Below are 23,148 nucleotides of genomic sequence, written 5' to 3' on the forward strand. Positions count from 1 at the left end.
TCTTTTTATAATGAGGTTTACCGATGAAACGTGCTGTGGTCGTATTCAGTGGCGGGCAGGACTCCACAACCTGCCTGATTCAGGCGCTCCGTAACTATGATGAAGTGCATTGTGTGACGTTTGATTACGGACAGCGCCATAGTCAGGAAATAGATGTTGCCCGTAAACTCAGCCTGAAACTGGGCGCGGCAGCGCATAAGGTGCTGGATGTTTCCCTGCTGAATGAACTGGCGGTCAGCAGCCTGACCCGTGATAACATTCCGGTGCCGGGGTTCTGCGAAAGTGAACAGAGTGATATTCCGAATACCTTTGTTCCCGGGCGGAATATCCTGTTTCTGACCCTGACAGCGATTTATGCGTATCAGGTTAATGCCGAAGCCATTATCACCGGTGTATGTGAAACCGATTTTTCCGGTTACCCGGATTGCCGTGACGAATTTGTCAAAGCCCTCAATAAAGCGGTTAACGCCGGTCTGGCCCGCGATATCCGCTTTGAAACCCCGCTGATGTGGCTGGATAAAGCACAGACCTGGGCTCTGGCCGATTATTACGGGCAACTGGACACCGTCCGCACAGAGACGCTCACCTGCTATAACGGTATTCAGGGGGATGGTTGCGGGGAGTGTGCCGCCTGTCATCTGCGCCGCAACGGGCTGGACAACTACCTTGCTGATCGCAGTGCTGTTATGGCCGCCATGAAAAAAATCACCGGCCTGCAATAAGCGCCTGTTACGCCCGGTGACCGGCCGGGCGTTCTTCTGTCCTTCGGCTCATCAGCTCTCTTTCGGTCCTGTCAGCAATTCAAATTTATCACGGATTTCCCCTTCAATCGGGATCGCTTTACCGGTTTTCATATTAATAAAGACAAAAGTTACTTCCGCATCCGCCACAACCTGCTTATCTTCCTGACGGGTAATGATCTGTTTGAGAACACCGCTTTTCTGCCCGGCATGCTGTAAATAACTGTCGATGACCAGCCGCTCTCCCACATAGACCGGTAACCGGTAGTTAATATTGATATTCACCACCACCACAGCAATATCCATCTGTTTAAACCAGCGGTATGCATCATAGCTTTCCAGCCAGTCCCAGCGGGCAGCCTCCAGAAACTCCAGGTAACGCGCATTATTCACATGTCCGAAGGCATCAATATGGTAGCCAATCACTTTAATTGTGGTGCTCATAATATTTCTCCCTTTACTCTGTTTCCGGTATTCCCTTCCCCGTCAGCCCGGGGAAGGGAAATCAGCTTCTGCTGATATTACAACGCTATCTTATCGCTGTTCATCGTAAAAAGGCGCTCACCAATACCATATACATCTTTCAGTTGTTCCGCAGAAGTAAATGGTCCGTTTTCCGTGCGGTACTCCACAATCCGCTGTGCTTTTTTCGGCCCGATACCGCTCAGTTCCCGTGCCAGTTCTTCCGCTGTGGCGGTGTTAATACTGATACGGTTTGTGTCCTGTGCAGCAGACGGCTGAACCTGCGTACTTTCCGCCGGTTGTGCCACCTGAGCCAGAGAGGAGGTACTGAAAAAACCGCCGGTTAACAGCGCTGATGTTAATAATAATGCAGATGTCCATTTTGTTTTCATGCTATTTCTCCTTTTGTGTTTAGCACAAAGCGGAGTGTCGCAAAAATTTTTTCTGCCGGGGGATTTTCAGAACAGAAATGCGAAAGGCTGCGAACGCAGCCTTTCGGGAGATGTAACACGACATTTTATTTTTCGGTACAGATCGAAAAATTTTAGTCCATATTTCTCACATCAATATCTGCGTTGGCACGCAGGTTCAGCAGTAATGATTCCAGTTCAGTGGATGCCATCTGCTGACGCAATACTGTGCGCAGCTCAGTTTTTTCCTGATCGGTTGCAGTACCGGCAGTGACTTTATCGAGCTGAATCAGAACAATATTGCCCTTGCCGTCAATGGTGCGGCTGTAGGTCGGTTTACCGTCCGCCGGATGCGGCTGGGTAAAGGCAGCATTAATTACCGGATCTGACGGATTCAGGCGCTGAACGGTCTGTTCTGCACCGAATTTCACATCGGCTTCTGTTAACGCCGCGTCACCTTTACCTTCTTTCAGTGCCGCCAGCAGTTTATCCGCTTCCGCGTTCAGCGCGGCTTCAGCTTTACCACGTTTGACCAGCGCACTGATATCAGATTTTACTTTCTCAAACGGCTCTGTTGCTTCCGGGCGGTACTCATCAACACGAACAACAAATGCACGATCACCGGAGACAGTAATGATATCGGAGTTAGCACCGGACGGCCCTTTCTCATCAAACAGTCCGTTTTCCGTTAAGGCTTTTAACACTTCCGGATAGTTGATCGCGTCCGGCAGGTTATTCAGTGCAAACCAGTCGGTCTGTACGGCTTTAACGTTTGTCGCCTGCTCAACACCCATCAGGGATTCGTTATCATTCGCTGCGGCTTCACTGGCTTTCTGCTGGAGGTCAAAGAACGCTTTGCTTGCGGCTTCGCCTTTCGCCAGACGGGTCACTTCGTCTTTCACATCCGCCAGCGGTTTAACGGTTTCCGGCTCATACACATCGAGACGGAAAATTGCGTAGCCGTTATCCACTTTCAGGATTTCTGAAACCTGACCGGCAGCTTTCAGCCCGGCATCTTTGATTTCAGGGATAAGCGCGGCATCTTCCATCCAGCCGATCACACCGCCGTTACGGGCAGTCAGTTTATCGGTGGATTTTTCTTTTGCCAGGGTTTTGAAATCTGCCCCGTTTTTCAGTTCATTCAGTACGGCTTTGGCATCATCTTCCGTCGCCAGCATGATCTGGCTGTACTCGCCTTTTGCCGGCACGGTGAAACGCGGGATATTTTTGTCGTAGTAGTCCTGAATCTGTTCTTCCGTAACGCTGGTGTTGTCCTGGATATTTGCGGCATCCAGCTCAACAAAACTGATTTTTAAAGCCTGCGGTGCGATGAAATTGTTTTTATTCTTCGCGTAATAAGCCTGCAGCTCTTCATCGGTTGCGGTCTGTTTTTCCTGTGCGGAAGCCAGATCCAGTGTTGCGGTACGGATAGTGCGCGACTGGAGTAAAACCGCCGCGGCATTGGTCACTTCAGAATCCAGCACAAACGAATCACGTACAAACGGCTGAACCAGCTGAGCCTGAATCATCTGCTTGCGCAGATAGGCTGCATAGGCGTCACCCGTGATACCGTTACGGGACAGGAACGTACCGTAAGCATCCTGGCTGAACTGACCGTTAACCATAAAATCAGGTTCCTGACGAATCGCGTTAATGATCTGCTCATCGCTGACAGTGATGCCTAATTTCTGTGCATACTGTTCCAGCAGAATGGTGTCGATCATCTGGTTCAGCGCCTGAGAACGAATCTGTTTAACACCCTGTTCGGTACTGACTAACTGCGAGAACAGGTCACCCAGCTGAGCCTGCTGGCGGTTACGCTCTTCCTGGAAGGCGCGCTCTAACTGCTGGACCGATATTTCAGTATCGTTCACTTTGGCAGCATAGTTAGAACCGCTGACGAGGTAACCACCGACACCTGTCAGAATAAATGACAGGATAATGATGGCGAAGACAATTTTAATCACAGGGTTGTTCGCCGCTGTGCGCAGGTTTTCCATCATAAGAAATCCAAACTCCGCTTTGGTAAAAGAAAAATCAGGTCAGGGGAAATTATGCCCTAAAACAAAAAAAAGCGCATCATTCTGATGCGCTTCCTGTTTAGCTTTATACGGTTTTTGTGCCCGGGACAGATAAATATCCCGGTGCCTGAGGAAAAACTCAGCCGTTTACTGCGTCTTTAAGACCTTTACCTGCACGGAAAGCCGGGACTTTCGCTGCGGCGATTTTGATCTCTTTGCCGGTCTGCGGGTTACGGCCTGTACGTGCTGCGCGCTCACGAACAGTGAAAGTACCGAAACCAACCAGAGCCACATCATCCCCGCCTTTCAGAGAATCAGTTACTGAACCAATAATTGCATCTAACGCGCGACCAGCCGCAGCTTTAGAAATATTAGCGTCTGCAGCAATTTTATCGACCAATTGTGACTTATTCACTATTATCATCCCCTTTCAGAATTTTCGGCCCGGATTTACGAAGTATGTTCCTGACAGCCACAGCCGTTATATCAAGCCTTTTCGCTCTTGGCAAGATTGCAGACTTCGCATATTTCGTAAGAATGTTCGCTAAATTAGCGGGACAAAAAAAGGCTGACAAGTCCGAAAGTACCTGTCAGCCCTTTATTTATCTGAACTTCTTGACGCAGGTCACTATTTCCTACGCTTTTTTACTTACCACTTCCATGCCGAAAGCAGGATTCACTAAGGCAAGTGAAAGAACTTCATCTATTGTTTTAACCGGATGAATATCCAGATCCGCTTTTACGTTATCCGGAATTTCTTCCAGATCGCGGCGGTTTTCATCAGGAATCAGAACAGTCTTAATGCCGCCGCGGTGTGCTGCCAGCAGTTTTTCTTTCAGACCACCGATAGGCAGAACCAGACCACGCAGGGTAATTTCCCCGGTCATCGCCACATCAGCACGTACCGGGTTACCGGTCAGCGCGGAAACCAGTGCGGTACACATCGCGGTACCGGCACTCGGGCCGTCTTTCGGTGTTGCGCCTTCCGGAACGTGGACGTGAATGTCACGTTTTTCATAGAAATCATTGTTGATCCCTAATTTATCCGCACGGGCACGTACCACGGTTAACGCTGCCTGGATAGATTCCTGCATCACTTCACCCAGTGAACCGGTGTAGGAGAGTTTTCCTTTGCCCGGAACCGCTGCGGTTTCGATGGTCAGCAGGTCACCACCGACTTCTGTCCACGCCAGACCGGTTACCTGACCCACGCGGTTTTCAGTGTCTGCACGGCCGTAATCCACTTTCTGCACGCCGAGGTAATCTTTCAGGTTATCCTGATTAATTTCGATGTGTTTCAGTGTTTTATCCATCAGCAGTTGTTTCACCGCTTTACGGCACAGTTTGGAGATTTCACGCTCCAGTCCGCGCACACCGGCTTCACGGGTGTAATAACGGATGATGCCGAGGATCGCACTGTCATCAATGTGCAGCTCGGTTTTCTTCAGCGCGTTACGTTCAATCTGCTTCGGCAGCAGGTGACGTTTGGCGATGTTGAGTTTTTCATCTTCCGTATAACCGGACAGACGGATCACTTCCATACGATCCAGCAGAGGTGCCGGAATATTCATGGAGTTGGACGTCGCGACAAACATCACGTCGGACAGATCGTAATCCACTTCCAGATAGTGATCGTTAAACGCGATATTCTGTTCCGGATCCAGCACCTCAAGCAGTGCGGAGGCCGGATCACCGCGCATATCCGATGACATTTTGTCAATTTCATCCAGCAGGAACAGCGGGTTTTTCACACCGACTTTTGCCATTTTCTGGATCAGTTTACCCGGCATAGAACCGATGTAGGTACGGCGGTGACCACGGATTTCCGCTTCATCACGCACGCCGCCCAGCGCCATACGGACATATTTACGGCCGGTTGCACGGGCAATAGACTGCCCCAGAGAGGTTTTACCCACCCCCGGCGGTCCGACGAGACACAGGATCGGTCCCTTGATTTTACTGACACGGCTCTGAACCGCCAGATATTCAAGGATACGCTCTTTCACCCGCTCCAGGCCGTAATGGTCACTGTCGAGGATTTCCTGCGCCTTAATCAGGTCTTTTTTCACCTTGCTGCGCTTAACCCACGGAACCTGAACCATCCAGTCGATATAGCTGCGGACAACAGTCGCTTCCGCAGACATCGGGGACATCATTTTCAGTTTCTGTAATTCAGCTTCCGCTTTCTCTTTTGCCTCTTTCGGCATCTGCGCTTCTTCGATTTTACGTTTCAGCGCTTCCGCTTCATCCGGCGCGTCGTCCATCTCACCCAGTTCTTTCTGGATAGCTTTCATCTGCTCATTGAGATAGTACTCGCGCTGGCTTTTTTCCATCTGCTTTTTGACGCGGTTACGGATGCGTTTCTCAACCTGTAACAGGTCGATTTCCGATTCCATCATCGCCATCAGATATTCGAGACGCTCAACCACATCTGCCATTTCCAGTACAGACTGTTTGTCCTGTAATTTCAGTGTCATATGTGAAGCGATAGTGTCGGCCAGTTTGGCGACATCTTCGATACTGTGCAGGGAGGTCAGGACTTCCGGCGGGATCTTTTTATTCAGTTTGATATAGCCTTCAAACTGGTTGATCGCCGTGCGCAGCAGTACTTCCTGCTCACGCTCGTCCACAACAGGGGATTCCATCAGCTCTGCCTGGGCAGAGAAGAAATCACCGTTGTCACTTAATGTTTTGATATGCGCACGTTGCAGGCCTTCGACCAGCACTTTTACGGTGCCGTCCGGCAGTTTCAGCATCTGTAATACAGACGCGACTGTCCCGACGGAAAATAAATCATTGACGCCCGGTTCATCCGTTGACGCTTCTTTTTGTGCAACCAGCAGCACTTTTTTATCCATATCCATCGCTGTTTCCAGGCAATGGATAGATTTTTCGCGCCCGACAAATAAAGGAATAACCATGTGGGGGTAGACCACCACATCGCGCAAAGGCAGTACCGGGATTTCAATGCGTTCAGCACGCTCAGGATTCATAGAGCACTCTCTTCGTTTAGCTTACGCCTTGTTGGGAACGTCGTGAAACGCGTTATCACGGGTTCCACTCCATAGAATGATCAATATATGGGGATGCATTTCTCACATTCAACACTTTATTTAGTAAGAAAAGCAAAATGAGGGAAAATTCCCTCATTTGGTTAATATTGATAACAACTGCGCTAACTTTCCGTTACTCGCCGGAAACCTGAGCTTCCGGTTTACGGTAAATCAGCATCGGTTCGGTCTGATTGGTTATCACGTTCTCATCAATAACCACTTTTTCAACATTTTCCATCGATGGTAAATCATACATTGTGTTGAGCAATGCCGCCTCAACGATGGAACGCAGACCACGGGCACCGGTTTTACGGTTCATCGCTTTTTTCGCGATGGCAATCAGTGCTTCACGGCGGAACTCCAGTTCAACATCTTCAATGCTGAACAGTGCCTGATACTGTTTGGTTAATGCGTTTTTCGGCTCCTGAAGGATCTGAATCAGCGCATCTTCACTCAGTTCACCGAGCGTTGCCACCACCGGCAGACGACCGATAAATTCCGGGATCAGACCAAATTTGATCAGATCTTCCGGTTCAACCTGAGCCAGTAATTCACCTTCCGTTGCTTTGTCTTTCTCGCCGCGTACTTCCGCACCGAAACCGATACCGGAACGGGTGTTCAGACGCTGGCCGACCACTTTATCCAGACCGGCAAATGCCCCGCCGCAGATAAACAGAATTTTCGAGGTATCAACCTGCAAAAATTCCTGCTGCGGATGTTTGCGCCCGCCCTGCGGCGGAACAGCTGCAATCGTACCTTCAACCAGTTTCAGCAGCGCCTGCTGAACGCCTTCACCGGACACATCACGGGTAATCGACGGGTTATCTGATTTGCGGGAGATTTTATCGATTTCATCAATATAGACGATACCGCGCTGTGCTTTCTCCACATCATAGTCGCATTTCTGTAAAAGCTTCTGAATGATGTTTTCCACGTCCTCGCCCACATAACCGGCTTCAGTCAGTGTGGTCGCATCCGCCATTGTGAACGGCACATCCAGGTAGCGGGCCAGTGTTTCAGCCAGCAGGGTTTTACCGCTGCCGGTCGGGCCGATCAGCAGGATATTACTTTTACCCAGTTCCACGCCGTCAGCGGTTTTATCGCCGTTGCGCAGACGTTTGTAGTGGTTGTATACCGCGACTGCCAGCACTTTTTTAGCCAGTTCCTGACCAATGACATAATCATCGAGGTGCTGACGAATTTCATGAGGAGTCGGCAGTTCACTGCGTTCACTGCCCCGGGCCGGGATCAGATCTTTAATTTCTTCACGGATAATATCGTTGCATAAATCAACGCATTCATCACAGATATACACTGACGGGCCGGCAATCAGTTTTTTAACCTCATGCTGACTTTTTCCGCAGAAAGAGCAGTACAGCAGCTTTCCTGAACCGTCTTTGCGTTTGTCTGTCATCAGTAAACCTCACTTAATCAGTACAGCTCACAACCCGTGAGCTGCAAAAAAATATCACAGCACCGCTGTACCCTGCCACCCGGCAGAATACGGGCAGTACCGGTGTTACTTACCGGTGTGTGTAAATATGGTCAACCAGACCGTATTCCTGCGCTTCTGTCGCGGACAGGAAGCGGTCGCGCTCGGTATCGCGCTGAATTTCCTCAACGGATTTACCGGTATGGTGAGCTAATAAATCATTCATGCGCGCTTTCACTTTCAGAATTTCCTGAGCATGAATTTCAATATCAGTAGCTTGTCCCTGATAGCCGCCCAGCGGCTGGTGAATCATCACGCGGGAGTTAGGCAGACAGTAACGTTTGCCCGGCGCACCTGCCGTCAGTAAGAAAGCGCCCATTGAGCAGGCCTGGCCTACGCAGATGGTGCTGACCTGCGGTTTGATAAACTGCATGGTGTCATAAATAGACATCCCTGCGGTGATCACGCCGCCCGGTGAGTTGATATAAAGACTGATGTCTTTTTCCGGGTTCTCAGCTTCCAGGAAGAGTAACTGTGCCACGATCAGGTTTGCCATATGATCTTCAACCTGACCGGTTAAAAAGATAATACGGTCTTTTAATAAACGGGAATAGATATCGTAGGAGCGTTCACCACGTGAAGTCTGCTCGATAACCATCGGCACCAGCGCCATGTTGGGTGCGAAAGTATCCTGATTGTCGTGATATGACATGTCCATCTCCTGATTGAATTTTATTGGTGCCTGGCGGATACCGGTTATTTTACTTGAGATCCGGTGAGATGACCATGCGCTATACGCGATTCGATCATGCACACGCTGTCCGGCAGAGACCCTGTATGGCAAATATGGGGGATAACCACCGCAGTTTTCAAGGAATATTGTCAGAAATGACAAAAAAACCGCAGGCAATATACATTGCCTGCGGTTTTAATCAGATAAACAGCCTTCGGCCGTTCACAAAGAGAGAGGATTAACCTGCTGCCTGAACCTGGTTCATCAGGTCAGTGAAGCCGGTTTCTTTATCTGTCACTTTTGCTTTCGCCAGAACAGTCTCAACAGCCTGCTCTTCCAGTGCCAGATTACGGATACCGTCCATCATCTGTTTGTTTTTGTTGTAGTATTCTACAACTTCAGCCGGATCTTCGTACGCTGATGCCATTTCTTCGATCAGGGCATTAACGCGCTCATCTTCAGCTTTCAGTTCGTTAGAAGAAATCACTTCACCTAACAGCAGACCAACCATGACACGGCGTTTAGCCTGACCTTCAAACAGTTCGCGAGGCAGTTCCATCGCCTGTTTTTCAGAGCCGCCGAAACGCTGTGCCGCCTGACGGCGCAGTTCTTCGATTTCGCTGTCAACAGCCGCTTTCGGTACATCGATTTCGTTTGCTTTCAGCAGACCATCGATAACCTGGGATTTGATACGGTTGCGTACTGCATTTTTCAGTTCGCGTTCCATATTTTTGCGGATTTCCGCTTTCAGACCTTCCAGGGAACCGTCGCCGATACCGAAACGTTTGATGAATTCTTCAGTCATTTCCGGCAGTTCGCGCTCTTCCACTTTTTTCAGGGTGATAGCGAATTTCGCTGCTTTCCCTTTCAGGTTTTCAGCGTGGTAATCTTCAGGGAAAGTGACATCGATTTCGAATTCTTCACCGGCTTTGTGACCCACAACACCGTCTTCGAAGCCCGGGATCATGCGGTTCTGGCCCATGACCAGGACGAAATCAGATGATTTGCCGCCTTCGAACTCTTCGCCGTCAACAGAACCGGTGAAGTCGATAGTAATGCGATCGTCAGCTTTTGCCGCGCCTTCAATGACTTTCCACTCAGCCTGCTGCTTACGCAGAGTTTCAACCATACCGTCGATATCTTCGTCTTTAACGGTAACAACCGGTTTTTCAACTTCGATTGTTTCCAGACCTTTCAGCTCAACTTCAGGGAAGACTTCAAACTCAACAGTGTAAGTGAAATCCTGACCTTCTTTGTACGGCTCATCGACTTTATAGTCCGGTGCACCGACAGGATTGATTTTGTTTTCGATGATCGCGCTGACAAAGTTACGTGACATCAGGTCGCTCAGTGCATCCTGAACCGCCACATCGCCGTAACGCTGTTTGATGATGTTATGCGGCACTTTACCTTTACGGAAACCGTCGATACGTGCTTTTTTGGCGATTTCAGCTAATTGTTTATTTACTTCTTTGTCAATGTCGGCTGCAGGAACGGTGATTAATACACGACGCCCAAGGCCTTCAGTCGTTTCAACAGAAACTTGCATCTTATTACCTCAAAAAAGTCTATTGCTCGGTCAACTCCAGATCTCACACCGGCCCGATGCCTGTGTGAAACGATAATGAACCGGGGCGGTCGCATTTAAAAACCGAGTTCCCTTATATTCAGAAGCGTCCCGAAACCATACGGAATTTCAGACGCGACATTATAGCGATGCTGACAGGCCGCGTCGAGAAGTGCAGACAAAAGAGTCTGAAATTCACTCTTTTTCTGTTAAATTTTGTGCTGTACGCTGCTTTTTCACCCAACAAGCCGCTTACTTTCCGCCACCGTGGCAGCGCGGGGACGGATTCACCTGACCCTGACTGTGATTCCACTCATCCGGGGTATAAGTATGCAGCGCCAGCGCGTGAACCCCGCCCGCCAGTTCATCCGCCAGCAGGGTGTACATATGACGGTGGCGTGCAACAGGGCGCATCCCCGCAAAAGTCTCACTGACCACCACCACCTTAAAATGAGTTTCCGATCCTGCCGGAACATTGTGCTGACCACTCTCATTCACCACATCAATATAATGAGGGACAAGTGCATGATTCAGTTTTTCTTCAATACGCTGCTGCATCACAGCAGGAAATGATGCCGACATAACTATCCTTCCGGTCAATACTGGCTTTCAGAGAAAGCCCAGTGTAGTGAGTTTTTTATCAAAATCCATACCATTCACGGATAAAGCCGATTATCATCATGCGTTAAGCCGAACACTCACACCCCGGCGTTGATCCGGTGCTGTGACTGACTTCAACAACCTGTAACGGATTCATATTATGTTGAAAAAATACCTCCTCCCGCTGTTCGCAATGCTTTTACTGGCCGGGTGTCAGGCGCCGTCCAACACTCTGTCTATTGAACCGGTGATGAAATTACCGTCTGCGGACCCGACTCTTGGTGCCGCCACTATTTCGATTACCGGTGTCGACAAGCGCTCTTCGCAGACACTGGCTGAATTCAGCCGTAACGGCCAGCTGGCACAGCTGCGTCCGTCCCGTGACCTGCGTTTCCTGATGCAGGAAACCCTGGAAAAACAGATGACCGCACGCGGTTTTATGATTGGGTCACCGGCAAACGCCAATGTGCAGATCGCCATCAATACCTTTAAGGCGGATGTGCAGGAAGGCAGCCTGCGTCATAACATTACCGTGAATATTGATATTACTGTTCTGGCCACCGCACAGAATAACAGCACAAAGAGCCGGACATTCCGTACCAGCTATAATGTGCAGGGTCCGTTAAGCGCCAGCAACGAGAAAATCACTGATGCCTTTAACCGCGCACTCAGCGATATCGTCGCGGACATGGCTCAGGATACACAAATCAGCCAGTTCATTAAGCAAAATACCCGCTACTAATCTGCCGTGCCGCCCGCAGCCGGATAACGCCGGGCGGCCTGCTGTTTTCAGTCACTGTGAATGCACCGCAGCCTGCGGTGTGTGAGGATAATCATGCTCCGGAGTATTTGGGCGACATACAGCCAGCGTAATGCCCGTATTCTTTTACTGCTCGGTTTCGCATCCGGACTGCCGCTGGCGCTGACCAGCGGCACACTCCAGGCCTGGATCACCGTCGAAAACGTGGATATCAGAACCATCGGCTTTTTCACCCTTGTCAGCCAGGCCTATGTTTTTAAGTTCCTGTGGGCGCCGTTTATGGATCGCTATCAGCTGCCGTTCCTCGGACGCCGCCGCGGCTGGATGATCGCCACACAACTCCTGCTGGTTGTCAGTATTGCCGGTATGGGGATGCTGAAACCGACGGAACACCTCTGGTGGCTGGCTGCGGCAGCGGCGATAGTCGCCTTCTGCTCCGCATCACAGGACATCATTTTTGATGCTTATAAAACCGACCTGCTGTCCGCGAAAGATCGCGGCACCGGGGCGGCAATATCAACCTTAGGTTACCGGCTTGCAATGCTGCTCTCCGGCGGGCTGGCACTGTTTATCGCCCACCGCTATACCGGCTGGCAGAATATGTACCTGCTGATGGCGGGACTGATGCTGATCGGTGTGTTCGCCACGCTGATAGCGAAAGAACCGGAAACCGATGCCCCGCCGCCGCGCACACTGCGTGAAGCGGTACGGGAACCGCTGGCCGAGTTTTTCTCCCGCAATAATACCTGGCTGCTGTTACTGCTGATTGTGCTTTACAAAATGGGTGATGCGTTTGCCCTGACACTCAGCACGCCGTTTCTGATCCGGGGCGCCGGGTTCGGTCCTGATGAAGTGGGGCTTATCAACAAAACCCTGGGACTGGCCGCGACGATTGTCGGTGCCCTGTACGGCGGTTATCTGATGCAGCGCTGGAGCCTGTTTAAGTCACTGATGTTTTTCGGGATTTTGCAGGGATTCTCCAACCTCGGCTACTGGGTGCTGTCCGTCACACCACAAAATATCTATATGATGGGCGGTGTGGTGTTTATCGAAAATATCTGCGGCGGGATGGGGACAGCGGCTTTTGTCGCCCTGCTGATGACGCTCTGTAACCGCTCATTCTCCGCCACGCAGTTTGCCCTGCTCTCCGCGCTGTCAGCGGTCGGCCGTGTCTATACCGGGCCTTTTGCCGGCTGGATGGTGGAAACCTACAACTGGAGCTGGTTCTATCTGTTCACTGTGTTTGCCGCTGTTCCGGGATTGCTGCTGCTGATGTTGTGCCGCAAGACATTGCTTTACACTCAGAAAACGGAGCAGTTTCTGCCGAGGCGGCACTTCCGCAACGGCTACCGGACGGCGATGTCGCTGCTGGGGATAACAGCCGTGCTGTTCACCGCCAGCCTGATCCTCCTGCTGACCGGTGTATTTGAACTGACCCCGGGCTTTATTCCGGATACGCTGAAAGGTGACCTGTTTATTTACGGCCTGAATATCGGTATTGCCGGGTTGTTCCTCGGCGGGCTGCTCGATTATTGTGCACTTCGCCGCGATAAACTGGCCTGATCGGCTGTCACGAATATCAGAAAAAATTCAATCAAAAGTTTATAAAGCCGGTTTTAACCGGCTTTTTTTATTCCTGACTTTAGAGATTGGTCACAATTTTTGTAATTTATTTCTTAAAATTACATTCAAAACCACAAATACATCACATCACCCATTTTCCTTTTTGTGCCCCCGGCCTATATTCGCGCTGTTACTTCTGACTTCTTTACTCTTTAACGACCAAATAAACAGCTAAAAAATTATGAAAAAAACGACTATTGCAGCCCTGATCGCTGCAACCGCCGCGTTTTCTGCGCAGGCTGAATATCAGTGGGGATTTGCTAACGTCAGCATGAACTATCTGGACTGGACTCCGCATACCACCCACAAGAGCGGTAACAGCTCGCATAAAGATGACTTTGCGTATCTGGAGCTTGAGGGCGGTGCCGGTTTTACCTGGGGTGAGCTCTACGGTTTCTTCGACCTCGAGAATGCATTCAACAGTAAAAACGATTCCGATGCCGGGGATAACCAGCGTTACACCTTCAAATCCACCGCACGTATCTACCTGGGTGATACCGGTTTTAACGCTTACGGCCATGTTTACGGTACCTATTCCCTGCCGGGCAACGGTGGTAACTTCCATGAAGTAAACACTCTGTACGGTATCGGTTATAATACCGAATTCAACGGGTTATGGTTCAAACCATTTGCAGCGCTGCACTATGTTGATCAAACATTTTACAGCGGTAACAACGGTTATGTCCTCGGCTGGGTTGCCGGTTATGACTTTAACCTGTGGGATGAAAAATTCAGTATCACCAACTGGAACGAAATTGAGCTGAACCGTAACGAACGCTACGGCAACGGCGGGCGCGACGGTGTCAACGGTGCGCTGGCCTTATGGTGGACACCGGTTCCGTCAGTAACAACCGGCATTCAGTACCGCTATGCGGATAACAAACTGGGTGAAGATTTCTACCAGCAGGCTGTGGTTTACAGCATAAAATATAACTTCTAGATCACATTTTTTCACTGCGGAGGGCAAAAACCCTCCGTATTTTTACCAAGAAACTGTTTCTGAACAAAAAATTTTCACCATTACATCACATAAAGTGTAATAATCAGTGTTTCATCCTTTCGGTATTTCCTTCCTTAATCTAAGCTTAAATATAAATTTGTCTCGTGATTGTTAAATTTGTGATTTTTATTTCACGAATTAACAAAAATCGGATTACTTGTGATCCTTTTAACATAAAGAGGCAACAAGCCAACCAATCTTATTACATATATTTACACTGATCTTACCTTGCCGTAATATGTGCGGACTGATGAAACGACAAGAGTACTTAAGTACCTTTGTTTTTGGGGTCGTTGGATGAGACTTATGAACTACAAAAAGAGTATTGGGGTAATCTCGCTGCTCGCATCTGCACTTTTGCTGGGCGGATGCGATATGGCACTGATGAACCCGAAAGGCACTATCGGTGCTGAGCAAAAAACACTGATTTTAACCGCCATTGGTCTGATGCTCATTGTGGTTATTCCGGTCATTATCATGGCAATCGTTTTTGCCCTGCGTTACCGGGAAAGCCAGAAAGCAACTTACCGTCCTGACTGGGCGCATTCCAATAAAATTGAGCTGGTCGTCTGGACTGTTCCGATTATTATCATTCTGATCCTGGGTACCATTACATGGAAAACCACCCATGAGCTGGACCCGTACAAGCCACTGGTCAGTGACCAGGAGCCTGTCACCATCCAGGTTATTTCAATGGACTGGAAATGGTTATTTATCTATCCGGATCAAGGTATTGCTACTGTCAATGAGATCGCATTCCCTGTCGGTGTTCCTGTCAATTTCAAAATCACCTCTGATTCTGTGATGAATTCATTTTTCATCCCGCAGTTAGGCGGACAGATTTATGCAATGGCAGGTATGCAGACCAAACTGCATCTGATTGCTGAAGAACCGGGCGTGTACAAAGGCATTTCTGCCAGTTACAGCGGTCACGGTTTCTCTGACATGAAATTTACCGCCACAGCCACACCGACACGCGAAGCCTTTGATGAGTGGGTTGCGAAGGTGAAAGCCTCACCGGACACCCTGAACACCACCGAAGCGTTTGACGCGCTGGCAAAACCGAGTGTGAATAACCCGGTTGTCTATTTCTCAACTGTCAAACCAAACCTGTTTGTGGATACCATTAACAAATTTGGTCACAGCGGCCACGGTGCCGGAAAGACACAGGAAGGCGAAAGCCATTCAATGATGAACATGAGCGCAGATGAACACAGCAGCCATACGCCTGCAGCTCATGCCGGGAATGAGGGGTAAAGCATGTTCGGAAAATTAACACTGGATGCCATCCCCCTGCATGAGCCTATCGTTGTTATTACGGTACTGGGTATCATTCTGGGTGGTGCTGCACTTGTCGGTCTTATCACCTACTTCCGCAAATGGACGTGGTTATGGACTGAATGGTTAACAACTGTTGACCATAAAAAAATCGGTATTATGTACATCATCGTTTCAATGGTGATGCTGATCCGTGGTTTTGCTGACGCCATTATGATGCGCGCCCAGCAGGCCCTTTCGTCTGCCGGTGAAGCCGGATTCCTGCCGCCTGAACACTACGACCAGATCTTTACCGCCCACGGCGTTATTATGATCTTCTTCGTGGCGACACCGTTTGTTGTCGGCCTGATGAACCTGGTCGTGCCGTTACAGATCGGCGCACGTGACGTTGCCTTCCCGTTCCTGAACTCCCTGAGCTTCTGGTTCTTTATGGTCGGTGTGATCCTGGTGAACCTCTCTCTGGGTATCGGGGAATTTGCACAGACCGGCTGGCTGGCCTATCCGCCGCTGTCGGGACTGGAATATAACCCGGGCGTCGGGGTCGATTACTGGCTGTGGAGTCTTCAGATATCCGGTATCGGTACCTTACTGACCGGGGTTAACTTCTTCGCCACCGTACTGCGTATGCGCGCACCGGGTATGTCGATGATGAAAATGCCGGTCTTTACCTGGGCGGCATTCTGTACCAACATCCTGATTATCGCCGCGTTCCCGATTCTGACCGTGACCTTAACCGGTCTGACCCTTGATCGTTACATGGGCACCCATTTCTTCACCAATGATATGGGCGGCAACATGATGATGTACATCAACCTGGTGTGGGCATGGGGTCACCCGGAAGTCTATATCCTGGTTCTGCCGGTCTTCGGGGTCTTCTCTGAAGTCACTGCGACATTCTCGAAAAAACGCCTGTTCGGCTATACCTCACTGGTATGGGCAACCATCGCGATTACGGTTCTGTCCTTTATCGTCTGGCTGCACCACTTCTTTACCATGGGCTCCGGTGCGAACGTCAACGCCTTCTTCGGTATCGCCACGATGATCATCTCCATTCCGACCGGGGTGAAGATATTCAACTGGCTGTTTACCATGTATCAGGGCCGTATCGAGTTCAAAACCCCGATGCTCTGGACAGTCGGCTTTATTATCACCTTCTCCGTCGGTGGTATGACCGGGGTTCTGCTGGCAGTACCGGGTGCAAACTTTGTCCTGCATAACAGTCTGTTCCTGATTGCACACTTCCATAACGTCATTATCGGTGGTGTGGTCTTCGGATGCTTCGCCGGTACCGCTTACTGGTTCCCGAAAGCGTTCGGCTTCACCCTGAACGAAAAATGGGGTGTCCGTGCATTCTGGTGCTGGTTCATCGGTTTCTTTGTTGCCTTTATGCCGGTTTACGTGCTGGGCTTCATGGGAATGACCCGTCGTATCAGCCAGAACATTGACCCGACTTTCCACACTATGCTGTTAATCGCAGCCGTCGGCGTGGCCATCATCGGTGTCGGTATTCTGTGCCAGGTCATTCAGTTCTATGTCAGTATCCGTGACCGCAACCAGAACCGTGATGTCACCGGTGACCCGTGGGGCGGCCGCACACTGGAGTGGGCAACCTCTTCACCTCCGCCGTTCTATAACTTCGCTGAAGTGCCGGATGTTCAGTCCCGTGATGAGTGGTGGGATATGAAAGAAAAAGGCACCGCCCATAAACGCCCTGCAAAATATGAAGAAATTCATATGCCGAAAAACACGGCAGCAGGTGTGATTATCGCCGGTTTCAGCCTGATCTTTGGTTTCGCCATGATCTGGCATATCTGGTGGCTCGCGATTGTCGGTTTCGCCGGCATGATCGTCACCTGGATTGTGAAAAGCTTCGACGAAGATGTGGATTACTATGTTCCTGTGGCTGAAGTCGAAAAAATCGAAAACGCCCACTACGAACAACTGAGCAAGGCAGGTGTGGATAATGTCAACTAATACCCTGACTCAACATAATAACGCCCATGATAATCATGGGCATCACGATGCAGGTGCGACCAAGGTCTTCGGATTCTGGGTCTACCTGATGAGTGACCTGATTCTGTTTGCGAGTCTGTTCGCCATTTATGTGGTGCTGAAAGACGGCACCGCCGGCGGACCGTCCGGCAAAGAAATCTTTAACTTACAGTTTGTACTGGTGGAAACCTTCCTGCTGTTATTCAGCAGTATCACCTACGGCTTTGCCATGCTGGCAATGAACCGCAATCAGGTGGGTCAGGTTAATCTGTGGTTATTTGTGACATTCCTGTTCGGCCTCGGCTTCGTGGCGATGGAAATTTACGAATTCCATGAATTAATCAGCGAAGGTTACGGCCCGGATCGCAGCGGCTTCCTGTCCGGTTTCTTCACCCTGGTGGCAACACACGGTCTTCACGTCACTGCCGGCCTTATCTGGATCATTATCATGATCATCCAGACCAGCCGCCGCGGACTGACCGAGGTGAATAAAACCCGTCTGAACTGCTTAAGCCTGTTCTGGCACTTCCTGGACGTGGTCTGGATTTGTGTGTTCACCGTTGTTTATCTGTTGGGGGCACTGTAATGAGTCATTCAAATACAGCCGGTACCGGGGCAAGCCACGGTAGTGTGAAAACCTATCTGATCGGCTTTATATTGTCGGTCATTCTGACAGTCATCCCGTTCTATATGGTGATTGAGGGAACCGCCTCAACGTCTGTACTGCTGGCGACTGTTGTGATTACTGCTGTTGTTCAGATTCTTGTTCACCTGGTGTGCTTCCTGCACATGAATACCGCGTCTGAAGAGCGCTGGAACCTGATTGCGTTCCTGTTTACGCTCCTCATTATCGGTATCGTGGTCGTGGGTTCACTGTGGATTATGTACAACCTGAACATCAATATGATGGTTGATTAAGAGTTGCCGATATGATGAAGCAATACCTGCAAGTGACCAAACCGGGAATTATTTTCGGAAATTTAATTTCTGTGGTCGGGGGATTCCTGCTCGCCTCCAAAGGTGACATTGATTACCCCCTGTTCATTGCGACATTGCTCGGTGTCTCGCTGGTCGTGGCCTCCGGTTGTGTTTTTAACAATTACATCGACCGCGACATCGACTCCGTCATGGAACGCACGAAAAACCGCCCTCTGGTAAGAGGGCTTATTGACCCGAAAATCAGTCTGGTTTATGCCTCTGTGCTGGGTATTGCCGGCATGACGCTGCTGTTAGTGGCAGCCAATGTGGTGGCAATGCTGATTGCTGTTGTCGGCTTTGTGGTTTATGTCGGGGTTTACAGCCTGTACATGAAACGCAAATCGGTCTACGGCACACTGGTCGGCAGCCTGTCCGGTGCCGCTCCGCCGGTTATCGGCTACTGCGCAGTGACCGGCCAGTTTGATACCGGCGCACTGATCCTGCTGTTAATCTTCAGTTTATGGCAGATGCCGCACTCCTACGCGATTGCCATCTTCCGTTTCAAAGATTACCAGGCGGCCAATATCCCTGTACTGCCGGTGATTAAAGGTATTTCTGTGGCGAAAAACCACATTATCCTGTACATCATCGCCTTTATGTTTGCCACACTGATGCTCGCCATCAGCGGGTATGCGGGATATAAGTACCTGATTGTCGCAGCGGCAGTCAGTGTCTGGTGGCTCGGCATGGCATTATCGGGCTATAAAACAACGAACGATCGCCTCTGGGCACGTAAGTTGTTCGTGTTCTCCATTGTCGCTATCACATCACTCAGTGTAATGATGTCTGTTGACCCAAGCGTCTCCGGCGATGTTCTGCTGGCCTACAGCCGTTAACACACACTTTCTGTAATAACAAAATGGCAGGGCTTCCCTGCCATTTTGTGTTTAGTAAAAACCACAAATCTCATTAGAATGTGGTGTCTGTTTTTTTGAGGTTATCCCATGAACGATAATAAAATGACTCCGGTTGAGCGTCGCGCGACCTGGGGCTTAGGCTCGGTATTTTCTCTGCGCATGCTCGGCATGTTCATGGTATTACCTGTTATCACCACATTCGGACTCGATTTTAAAGACGCCACCAGCACACTGATAGGTTTTGCCATCGGCGTCTACGGCCTGACACAGGCCATCTTCCAGATCCCCTTCGGCCTGCTTTCTGACAAAATCGGCCGTAAACCGCTGATTATCGGCGGGCTGATTATCTTTATGGCGGGCAGTATTGTTGCTGCACTCAGCCACTCTATTTACGGCGTGATCGCCGGACGGGCGCTTCAGGGTGCAGGCGCGATTTCCGCCGCTGTCATGGCATTACTGTCCGATACCACCCGTGAACAAAACCGCACCAAAGCGATGGCCTTTATCGGGATCAGCATCGGGATCACCTTTGCGGTCGCTCTGGTACTCGGACCGGTACTGGCGGATATCATCGGCCTGTCCGGCCTGTTCTGGGGTATTGCCCTGCTCGCTTTTCTCGGTATCCTCGTCACGCTGTATGTGGTGCCGGACAATAAAGAGCACCGCCAGAACCGGGAAACTGCCGTGGTAAAAGGCGCAATTAAACAGGTTCTGATGGATAAACAGCTCGCGCGGCTGAATTTCGGTATCCTCGCACTGCACACTCTGCTGATGGCGACCTTTGTCGCCCTTCCTCTGGTGATGAGTGATGCCGGGCTGGCGCGGGAGTCCCACTGGAAAGCGTATCTGTACACGATGCTGATAGCCTTCGTGTCTGTGCTGCCGTTTATTATTTATGCGGAAAAATACCGCAAAATGAAGCAGGTTTTTGTCAGTTGCGTGATCATGATGGCGCTGGCAGAAATATTATTCATGCTGGCAGGTAAAAACCTCTGGCTGCTGTACGGCGGATTGCAGATCTTCTTTATTGCGTTCAATGTGATGGAAGCGATTCTGCCGTCACTGATCAGCAAAGAAGCCCCGGCCGGCTACAAAGGAACGGCCATGGGGATCTACTCCACCAGCCAGTTTATCGGCGTGGCACTGGGCGGCAGTCTCGGCGGCCTGCTCTACAGCATTAATGGCGCACTGGCTGTTTTCGGCGGTGGTCTGGTACTGACACTTATCTGGCTGGCTGTCAGCCTGACACTGCGTCAGCCGCCGTATGTCAGCAGTCTGCGTCTGGAATTACCGGAAAATGACGTGAATCATCCGGATATTGCTGCAAAATTGCGCGAACAGCCGGGTGTATGTGATGTGGTGATTATTGCGCAGGAACGGGCGGTGTATGTGAAAACAGATACCAAACTGTCAAACCGCAAGCAACTCGAGGCGGTTCTGCAGGGCTGAACAGAAACCGGCAACCATGCTGATGCGGGTTGCCGGATAACACTCAGTCGCGGAAGTTTTTAAACTGGAAAGGCTGCCCCAGTTTCCCATTGCGAACCAGTGCCATAACAGACTGTAAATCATCACGGGATTTGCCGGTCACACGAACCTCTTCTCCCTGAATCTGTGTCTGTACTTTCAGTTTGCTGTCTTTGATCAGCTTGACGATTTTTTTCGCCAGCGCACTGTCGATCCCCTGTAACAGCGTTGCCTCAACACTGTACAGCTTGCCGCTGTGAACAATCTCATCCGGAACGGTCAGAGACGCGCCGTCAATCCCGCGTTTTGCCAGTTTTTCCCGCATAATATCAACCAGCTGATTGACCTGGAAATCAGATTCACTGGTCATCTTAACACTGTTATTTTTTTCATTGAGCTCAATCGTGGCGGTAATGTTGCGGAAATCCCAGCGACTGGTCACTTCACGCTGTGCGTTTTCCACGGCATTGCGCACTTCATGTAATTCAACTTCAGAAACAATATCAAATGATGGCATCGGAAGACCTCCCTATATTCAACTGACCGGCATGATACCGGGTTTATCAGACCAACAAAAGCACTATATTTCCCGCTATATTTACTAAGGTGCAAACGGACAAAAAGTGGTACTATTCAGTGATATTGCTCACATCTTTTTCGCTGTCCGGAGTCCTTATGAAAATAACAGTACTGGGTTGCGGCGCAATCGGGAAACTCTGGCTTGCTGCACTGTCAGGCAGTCATGAGGTGCAGGGATGGATGCGTATTCCCGAGCCTTACCTGAATGTAAATATTGATTCTCTGAACGGAGAGCCGTTTTACGGGCAATTTACCACAAATGATCCGGAATTCCTTGCGCAAACCGAATTACTGCTGGTTTGCCTGAAAGCCTGGCAAACCTCCGAAGCCGTTAATCAATTACTGCCGAAAATCCCGGAATCCTGTCCGGTACTGCTGTTGCACAATGGTATGGGCGTGGCGCGTGAGTTATCCCGCTGTCCGAACCCGCTGCTGACCGGCATCACCTCCCACGCTGCATTTGAAGAAGACGGCCTGCTGCACCACAGCCGCCGCGGACTGACACACATAGGCCCTGTGAATGAACGTGCCCGTGATTATGGTCATCTGGCAGATATTCTGCACGACGCCCTACCGGATGTGGCCTGGCATGATGAAATCGATGCCGCCTGCTGGCAAAAACTGGCCGTGAATTGTGTTATCTCTCCGCTGACCGTTATCTACGACTGCAAAAATGGTGAGCTGATGTCACACCTGCCGCAAATCCGGGTGCTGTGTGATGAAGTTGCGGAAGTAATGCTGCGTGAAGGTATTCATACAGACGGTGATGATATCTATGAATACATTCTTCATGTGATTGAAAAAACCGCCGATCACAGCTCGTCCATGCGCCGGGATATTCTTTACGGCCGTTATACCGAAATTGATTACATTACCGGCTATCTGCTGCAACGAGCCCGCTATCACGGGATTTTGCTGCCGGAACATATTCATGTTTACAGCCTCGTCAAACAAAAAGAGGAACAAAATGCCCCCTTCAGTTCTCATTTGTCTCGCTGACGGCTGCGAAGAAACCGAAACCGTCACCACCGCGGATCTCCTGGTGCGTGCCGGTATTACTGTCACTCTCGCCAGTGCCAATGATGACGGCGGCTGTCTGATCACCGGTTCACGCGGGATCCGTATTATGGCCGATGTACCGCTGGTACGGGTGGCGGATACCCCGTTTGACGCCATTGTGCTGCCGGGCGGCCTGAAAGGTGCGGAAAATCTGCGTGACAGCCCGCTGGTAATCGAAAAAATCCGCCGCATGCATTGTGACGGACACATTGTTGCGGCCATCTGCGCGGCACCGTCTGTTATTCTGGTGAGCCACAATCTGTTCCCGCTTGGCAATATGACCGGTTATCCGGCGCTGGAAGATAAAATACCGGCAAAACAATGGGTGAATCAGCGGGTGTATTTTGATGAGCGCGTTAATTTACTGACCAGTCAGGGTCCGGCTACCGCTATCGATTTTGCTCTGCGCCTGACTGAACGCCTGTGCGGGCAGGAAACTGCCGCGAGAGTGGCGGCTGAATTAGTGCTGCCGCCGGGGATATGGGATTATCAGGATACCCCCTACCGCACACTGGCGGACAACAAATAAAAAAACGC

The 23,148-nt window shown here is 50.3% G+C and carries 22 protein-coding genes; 12 read left to right on the forward strand and 10 right to left on the reverse strand.

Annotation, left to right across the window (positions count from 1 at the left end; all coding sequences use genetic code 11):
* The first annotated feature begins 23 nt into the window (after nt 1-23).
* Nucleotides 24-722, forward strand: coding sequence for a 7-cyano-7-deazaguanine synthase QueC (gene queC / locus JC793_RS15490; protein ID WP_046893171.1), 699 nt, complete (start codon nt 24-26; stop codon nt 720-722).
* Between the two features lie 51 nt (nt 723-773).
* On the opposite strand, the gene JC793_RS15495 is transcribed toward queC, so the two are convergent.
* The 9 genes from JC793_RS15495 to bolA all read right to left on the reverse strand — a co-directional run bounded on the left by JC793_RS15495 (nt 774) and on the right by bolA (nt 11,000).
* Nucleotides 774-1,184, reverse strand: coding sequence for an acyl-CoA thioesterase (locus JC793_RS15495; protein WP_166708469.1), 411 nt, complete (start codon nt 1,182-1,184; stop codon nt 774-776).
* A gap of 77 nt (nt 1,185-1,261) precedes the next feature.
* Complete coding sequence (locus JC793_RS15500) at nt 1,262-1,594, reverse strand: ComEA family DNA-binding protein (protein WP_166708470.1); 333 nt, start codon at nt 1,592-1,594, stop codon at nt 1,262-1,264.
* A gap of 152 nt (nt 1,595-1,746) precedes the next feature.
* The gene (ppiD, locus tag JC793_RS15505; RefSeq protein WP_218426590.1) at nt 1,747-3,615 is read right to left on the reverse strand and encodes a peptidylprolyl isomerase; all 1,869 of its coding nucleotides are present in this window, start codon (nt 3,613-3,615) and stop codon (nt 1,747-1,749) included.
* Nucleotides 3,616-3,772: 157 nt separating this feature from the next.
* Complete coding sequence (gene hupB, locus JC793_RS15510) at nt 3,773-4,048, reverse strand: nucleoid-associated protein HU-beta (protein WP_004240390.1); 276 nt, start codon at nt 4,046-4,048, stop codon at nt 3,773-3,775.
* A gap of 220 nt (nt 4,049-4,268) precedes the next feature.
* Nucleotides 4,269-6,626, reverse strand: coding sequence for an endopeptidase La (lon, locus tag JC793_RS15515; protein WP_046893167.1), 2,358 nt, complete (start codon nt 6,624-6,626; stop codon nt 4,269-4,271).
* A 193-nt stretch (nt 6,627-6,819) separates the two neighbouring features.
* Nucleotides 6,820-8,100: an ATP-dependent protease ATP-binding subunit ClpX gene (gene clpX / locus JC793_RS15520; RefSeq protein WP_004236456.1), complete on the reverse strand. Its 1,281-nt coding sequence runs from the start codon at nt 8,098-8,100 to the stop codon at nt 6,820-6,822.
* 109 nt (nt 8,101-8,209) lie between these two features.
* Entirely contained in the window at nt 8,210-8,830 is a 621-nt protein-coding gene (clpP, locus tag JC793_RS15525; protein WP_046893166.1) for an ATP-dependent Clp endopeptidase proteolytic subunit ClpP, read from the reverse strand.
* Nucleotides 8,831-9,089: 259 nt separating this feature from the next.
* Nucleotides 9,090-10,400, reverse strand: coding sequence for a trigger factor (gene tig / locus JC793_RS15530; RefSeq protein ID WP_166708472.1), 1,311 nt, complete (start codon nt 10,398-10,400; stop codon nt 9,090-9,092).
* 270 nt (nt 10,401-10,670) lie between these two features.
* A complete protein-coding gene (gene bolA / locus JC793_RS15535) occupies nt 10,671-11,000 on the reverse strand; it encodes a transcriptional regulator BolA (protein WP_247717267.1) in 330 nt (109 codons plus the stop codon).
* Between the two features lie 178 nt (nt 11,001-11,178).
* Between bolA and JC793_RS15540 the strand changes: the two genes are divergently transcribed.
* From JC793_RS15540 to JC793_RS15580, 9 genes are all read left to right on the forward strand, one after another.
* The gene (locus JC793_RS15540; RefSeq protein WP_218426591.1) at nt 11,179-11,760 is read left to right on the forward strand and encodes a YajG family lipoprotein; all 582 of its coding nucleotides are present in this window, start codon (nt 11,179-11,181) and stop codon (nt 11,758-11,760) included.
* 93 nt (nt 11,761-11,853) lie between these two features.
* The gene (ampG, locus tag JC793_RS15545) at nt 11,854-13,341 is read left to right on the forward strand and encodes a muropeptide MFS transporter AmpG (protein ID WP_166708474.1); all 1,488 of its coding nucleotides are present in this window, start codon (nt 11,854-11,856) and stop codon (nt 13,339-13,341) included.
* 241 nt (nt 13,342-13,582) lie between these two features.
* Nucleotides 13,583-14,341 carry a nucleoside-specific channel-forming Tsx family protein gene (locus JC793_RS15550; protein WP_182105251.1) on the forward strand — a complete coding sequence of 253 codons (759 nt, stop codon included), beginning with the start codon at nt 13,583-13,585 and terminating at the stop codon, nt 14,339-14,341.
* 357 nt (nt 14,342-14,698) lie between these two features.
* A complete protein-coding gene (cyoA, locus tag JC793_RS15555) occupies nt 14,699-15,658 on the forward strand; it encodes a cytochrome o ubiquinol oxidase subunit II (RefSeq protein ID WP_046893160.1) in 960 nt (319 codons plus the stop codon).
* 3 nt (nt 15,659-15,661) lie between these two features.
* Nucleotides 15,662-17,653, forward strand: a complete 1,992-nt coding sequence (gene cyoB, locus JC793_RS15560; protein ID WP_046893159.1) for a cytochrome o ubiquinol oxidase subunit I — start codon at nt 15,662-15,664, stop codon at nt 17,651-17,653.
* Nucleotides 17,643-18,257, forward strand: coding sequence for a cytochrome o ubiquinol oxidase subunit III (locus JC793_RS15565; RefSeq protein WP_107678502.1), 615 nt, complete (start codon nt 17,643-17,645; stop codon nt 18,255-18,257). The genes cyoB and JC793_RS15565 overlap by 11 nt, the downstream gene beginning before the upstream one ends.
* The gene (locus tag JC793_RS15570) at nt 18,257-18,589 is read left to right on the forward strand and encodes a cytochrome o ubiquinol oxidase subunit IV (RefSeq protein WP_004236445.1); all 333 of its coding nucleotides are present in this window, start codon (nt 18,257-18,259) and stop codon (nt 18,587-18,589) included. Before JC793_RS15565 ends, JC793_RS15570 begins: the two co-directional genes overlap by 1 nt.
* Before the next feature lie 11 nt (nt 18,590-18,600).
* Nucleotides 18,601-19,485 carry a heme o synthase gene (cyoE, locus tag JC793_RS15575; protein ID WP_218426592.1) on the forward strand — a complete coding sequence of 295 codons (885 nt, stop codon included), beginning with the start codon at nt 18,601-18,603 and terminating at the stop codon, nt 19,483-19,485.
* A 108-nt stretch (nt 19,486-19,593) separates the two neighbouring features.
* The gene (locus tag JC793_RS15580; protein WP_218426593.1) at nt 19,594-20,955 is read left to right on the forward strand and encodes an MFS transporter; all 1,362 of its coding nucleotides are present in this window, start codon (nt 19,594-19,596) and stop codon (nt 20,953-20,955) included.
* A 43-nt stretch (nt 20,956-20,998) separates the two neighbouring features.
* Here JC793_RS15580 and JC793_RS15585 read toward each other — a convergent pair whose 3' ends face one another.
* Nucleotides 20,999-21,490, reverse strand: a complete 492-nt coding sequence (locus JC793_RS15585; protein WP_046893155.1) for a YajQ family cyclic di-GMP-binding protein — start codon at nt 21,488-21,490, stop codon at nt 20,999-21,001.
* 158 nt (nt 21,491-21,648) lie between these two features.
* Between JC793_RS15585 and panE the strand changes: the two genes are divergently transcribed.
* Both panE and yajL read left to right on the forward strand, forming a co-directional pair.
* A complete protein-coding gene (gene panE / locus JC793_RS15590) occupies nt 21,649-22,551 on the forward strand; it encodes a 2-dehydropantoate 2-reductase (RefSeq protein ID WP_218426594.1) in 903 nt (300 codons plus the stop codon).
* Nucleotides 22,520-23,140, forward strand: a complete 621-nt coding sequence (yajL, locus tag JC793_RS15595) for a protein deglycase YajL (RefSeq protein ID WP_218426595.1) — start codon at nt 22,520-22,522, stop codon at nt 23,138-23,140. The genes panE and yajL overlap by 32 nt, the downstream gene beginning before the upstream one ends.
* Nucleotides 23,141-23,148: the final 8 nt, after the last annotated feature.

It is taken from the genome of Morganella morganii (assembly GCF_019242955.1).
Classification (GTDB): Bacteria; Pseudomonadota; Gammaproteobacteria; order Enterobacterales; family Enterobacteriaceae; genus Morganella; species Morganella sibonii.

Excerpts from the sequence above, each read along its gene's own strand:
- JC793_RS15570 (WP_004236445.1), top strand. The coding sequence starts at position 18,257 with ATGAGTCATTCAAATACAGCCGGTACCGGGGCAAGCCACGGTAGTGTG.
- yajL (WP_218426595.1), top strand. The coding sequence starts at position 22,520 with ATGCCCCCTTCAGTTCTCATTTGTCTCGCTGACGGCTGCGAAGAAACC.
- tig (WP_166708472.1), bottom strand. The coding sequence starts at position 10,400 with ATGCAAGTTTCTGTTGAAACGACTGAAGGCCTTGGGCGTCGTGTATTA.
- clpX (WP_004236456.1), bottom strand. The coding sequence starts at position 8,100 with ATGACAGACAAACGCAAAGACGGTTCAGGAAAGCTGCTGTACTGCTCT.
- cyoE (WP_218426592.1), top strand. The coding sequence starts at position 18,601 with ATGATGAAGCAATACCTGCAAGTGACCAAACCGGGAATTATTTTCGGA.
- JC793_RS15500 (WP_166708470.1), bottom strand. The coding sequence starts at position 1,594 with ATGAAAACAAAATGGACATCTGCATTATTATTAACATCAGCGCTGTTA.
- ppiD (WP_218426590.1), bottom strand. The coding sequence starts at position 3,615 with ATGATGGAAAACCTGCGCACAGCGGCGAACAACCCTGTGATTAAAATT.
- cyoB (WP_046893159.1), top strand. The coding sequence starts at position 15,662 with ATGTTCGGAAAATTAACACTGGATGCCATCCCCCTGCATGAGCCTATC.
- JC793_RS15585 (WP_046893155.1), bottom strand. The coding sequence starts at position 21,490 with ATGCCATCATTTGATATTGTTTCTGAAGTTGAATTACATGAAGTGCGC.
- JC793_RS15550 (WP_182105251.1), top strand. The coding sequence starts at position 13,583 with ATGAAAAAAACGACTATTGCAGCCCTGATCGCTGCAACCGCCGCGTTT.
- JC793_RS15495 (WP_166708469.1), bottom strand. The coding sequence starts at position 1,184 with ATGAGCACCACAATTAAAGTGATTGGCTACCATATTGATGCCTTCGGA.
- clpP (WP_046893166.1), bottom strand. The coding sequence starts at position 8,830 with ATGTCATATCACGACAATCAGGATACTTTCGCACCCAACATGGCGCTG.
- queC (WP_046893171.1), top strand. The coding sequence starts at position 24 with ATGAAACGTGCTGTGGTCGTATTCAGTGGCGGGCAGGACTCCACAACC.
- bolA (WP_247717267.1), bottom strand. The coding sequence starts at position 11,000 with ATGTCGGCATCATTTCCTGCTGTGATGCAGCAGCGTATTGAAGAAAAA.
- JC793_RS15565 (WP_107678502.1), top strand. The coding sequence starts at position 17,643 with ATGTCAACTAATACCCTGACTCAACATAATAACGCCCATGATAATCAT.
- lon (WP_046893167.1), bottom strand. The coding sequence starts at position 6,626 with ATGAATCCTGAGCGTGCTGAACGCATTGAAATCCCGGTACTGCCTTTG.
- cyoA (WP_046893160.1), top strand. The coding sequence starts at position 14,699 with ATGAGACTTATGAACTACAAAAAGAGTATTGGGGTAATCTCGCTGCTC.
- ampG (WP_166708474.1), top strand. The coding sequence starts at position 11,854 with ATGCTCCGGAGTATTTGGGCGACATACAGCCAGCGTAATGCCCGTATT.
- JC793_RS15540 (WP_218426591.1), top strand. The coding sequence starts at position 11,179 with ATGTTGAAAAAATACCTCCTCCCGCTGTTCGCAATGCTTTTACTGGCC.
- panE (WP_218426594.1), top strand. The coding sequence starts at position 21,649 with ATGAAAATAACAGTACTGGGTTGCGGCGCAATCGGGAAACTCTGGCTT.
- JC793_RS15580 (WP_218426593.1), top strand. The coding sequence starts at position 19,594 with ATGAACGATAATAAAATGACTCCGGTTGAGCGTCGCGCGACCTGGGGC.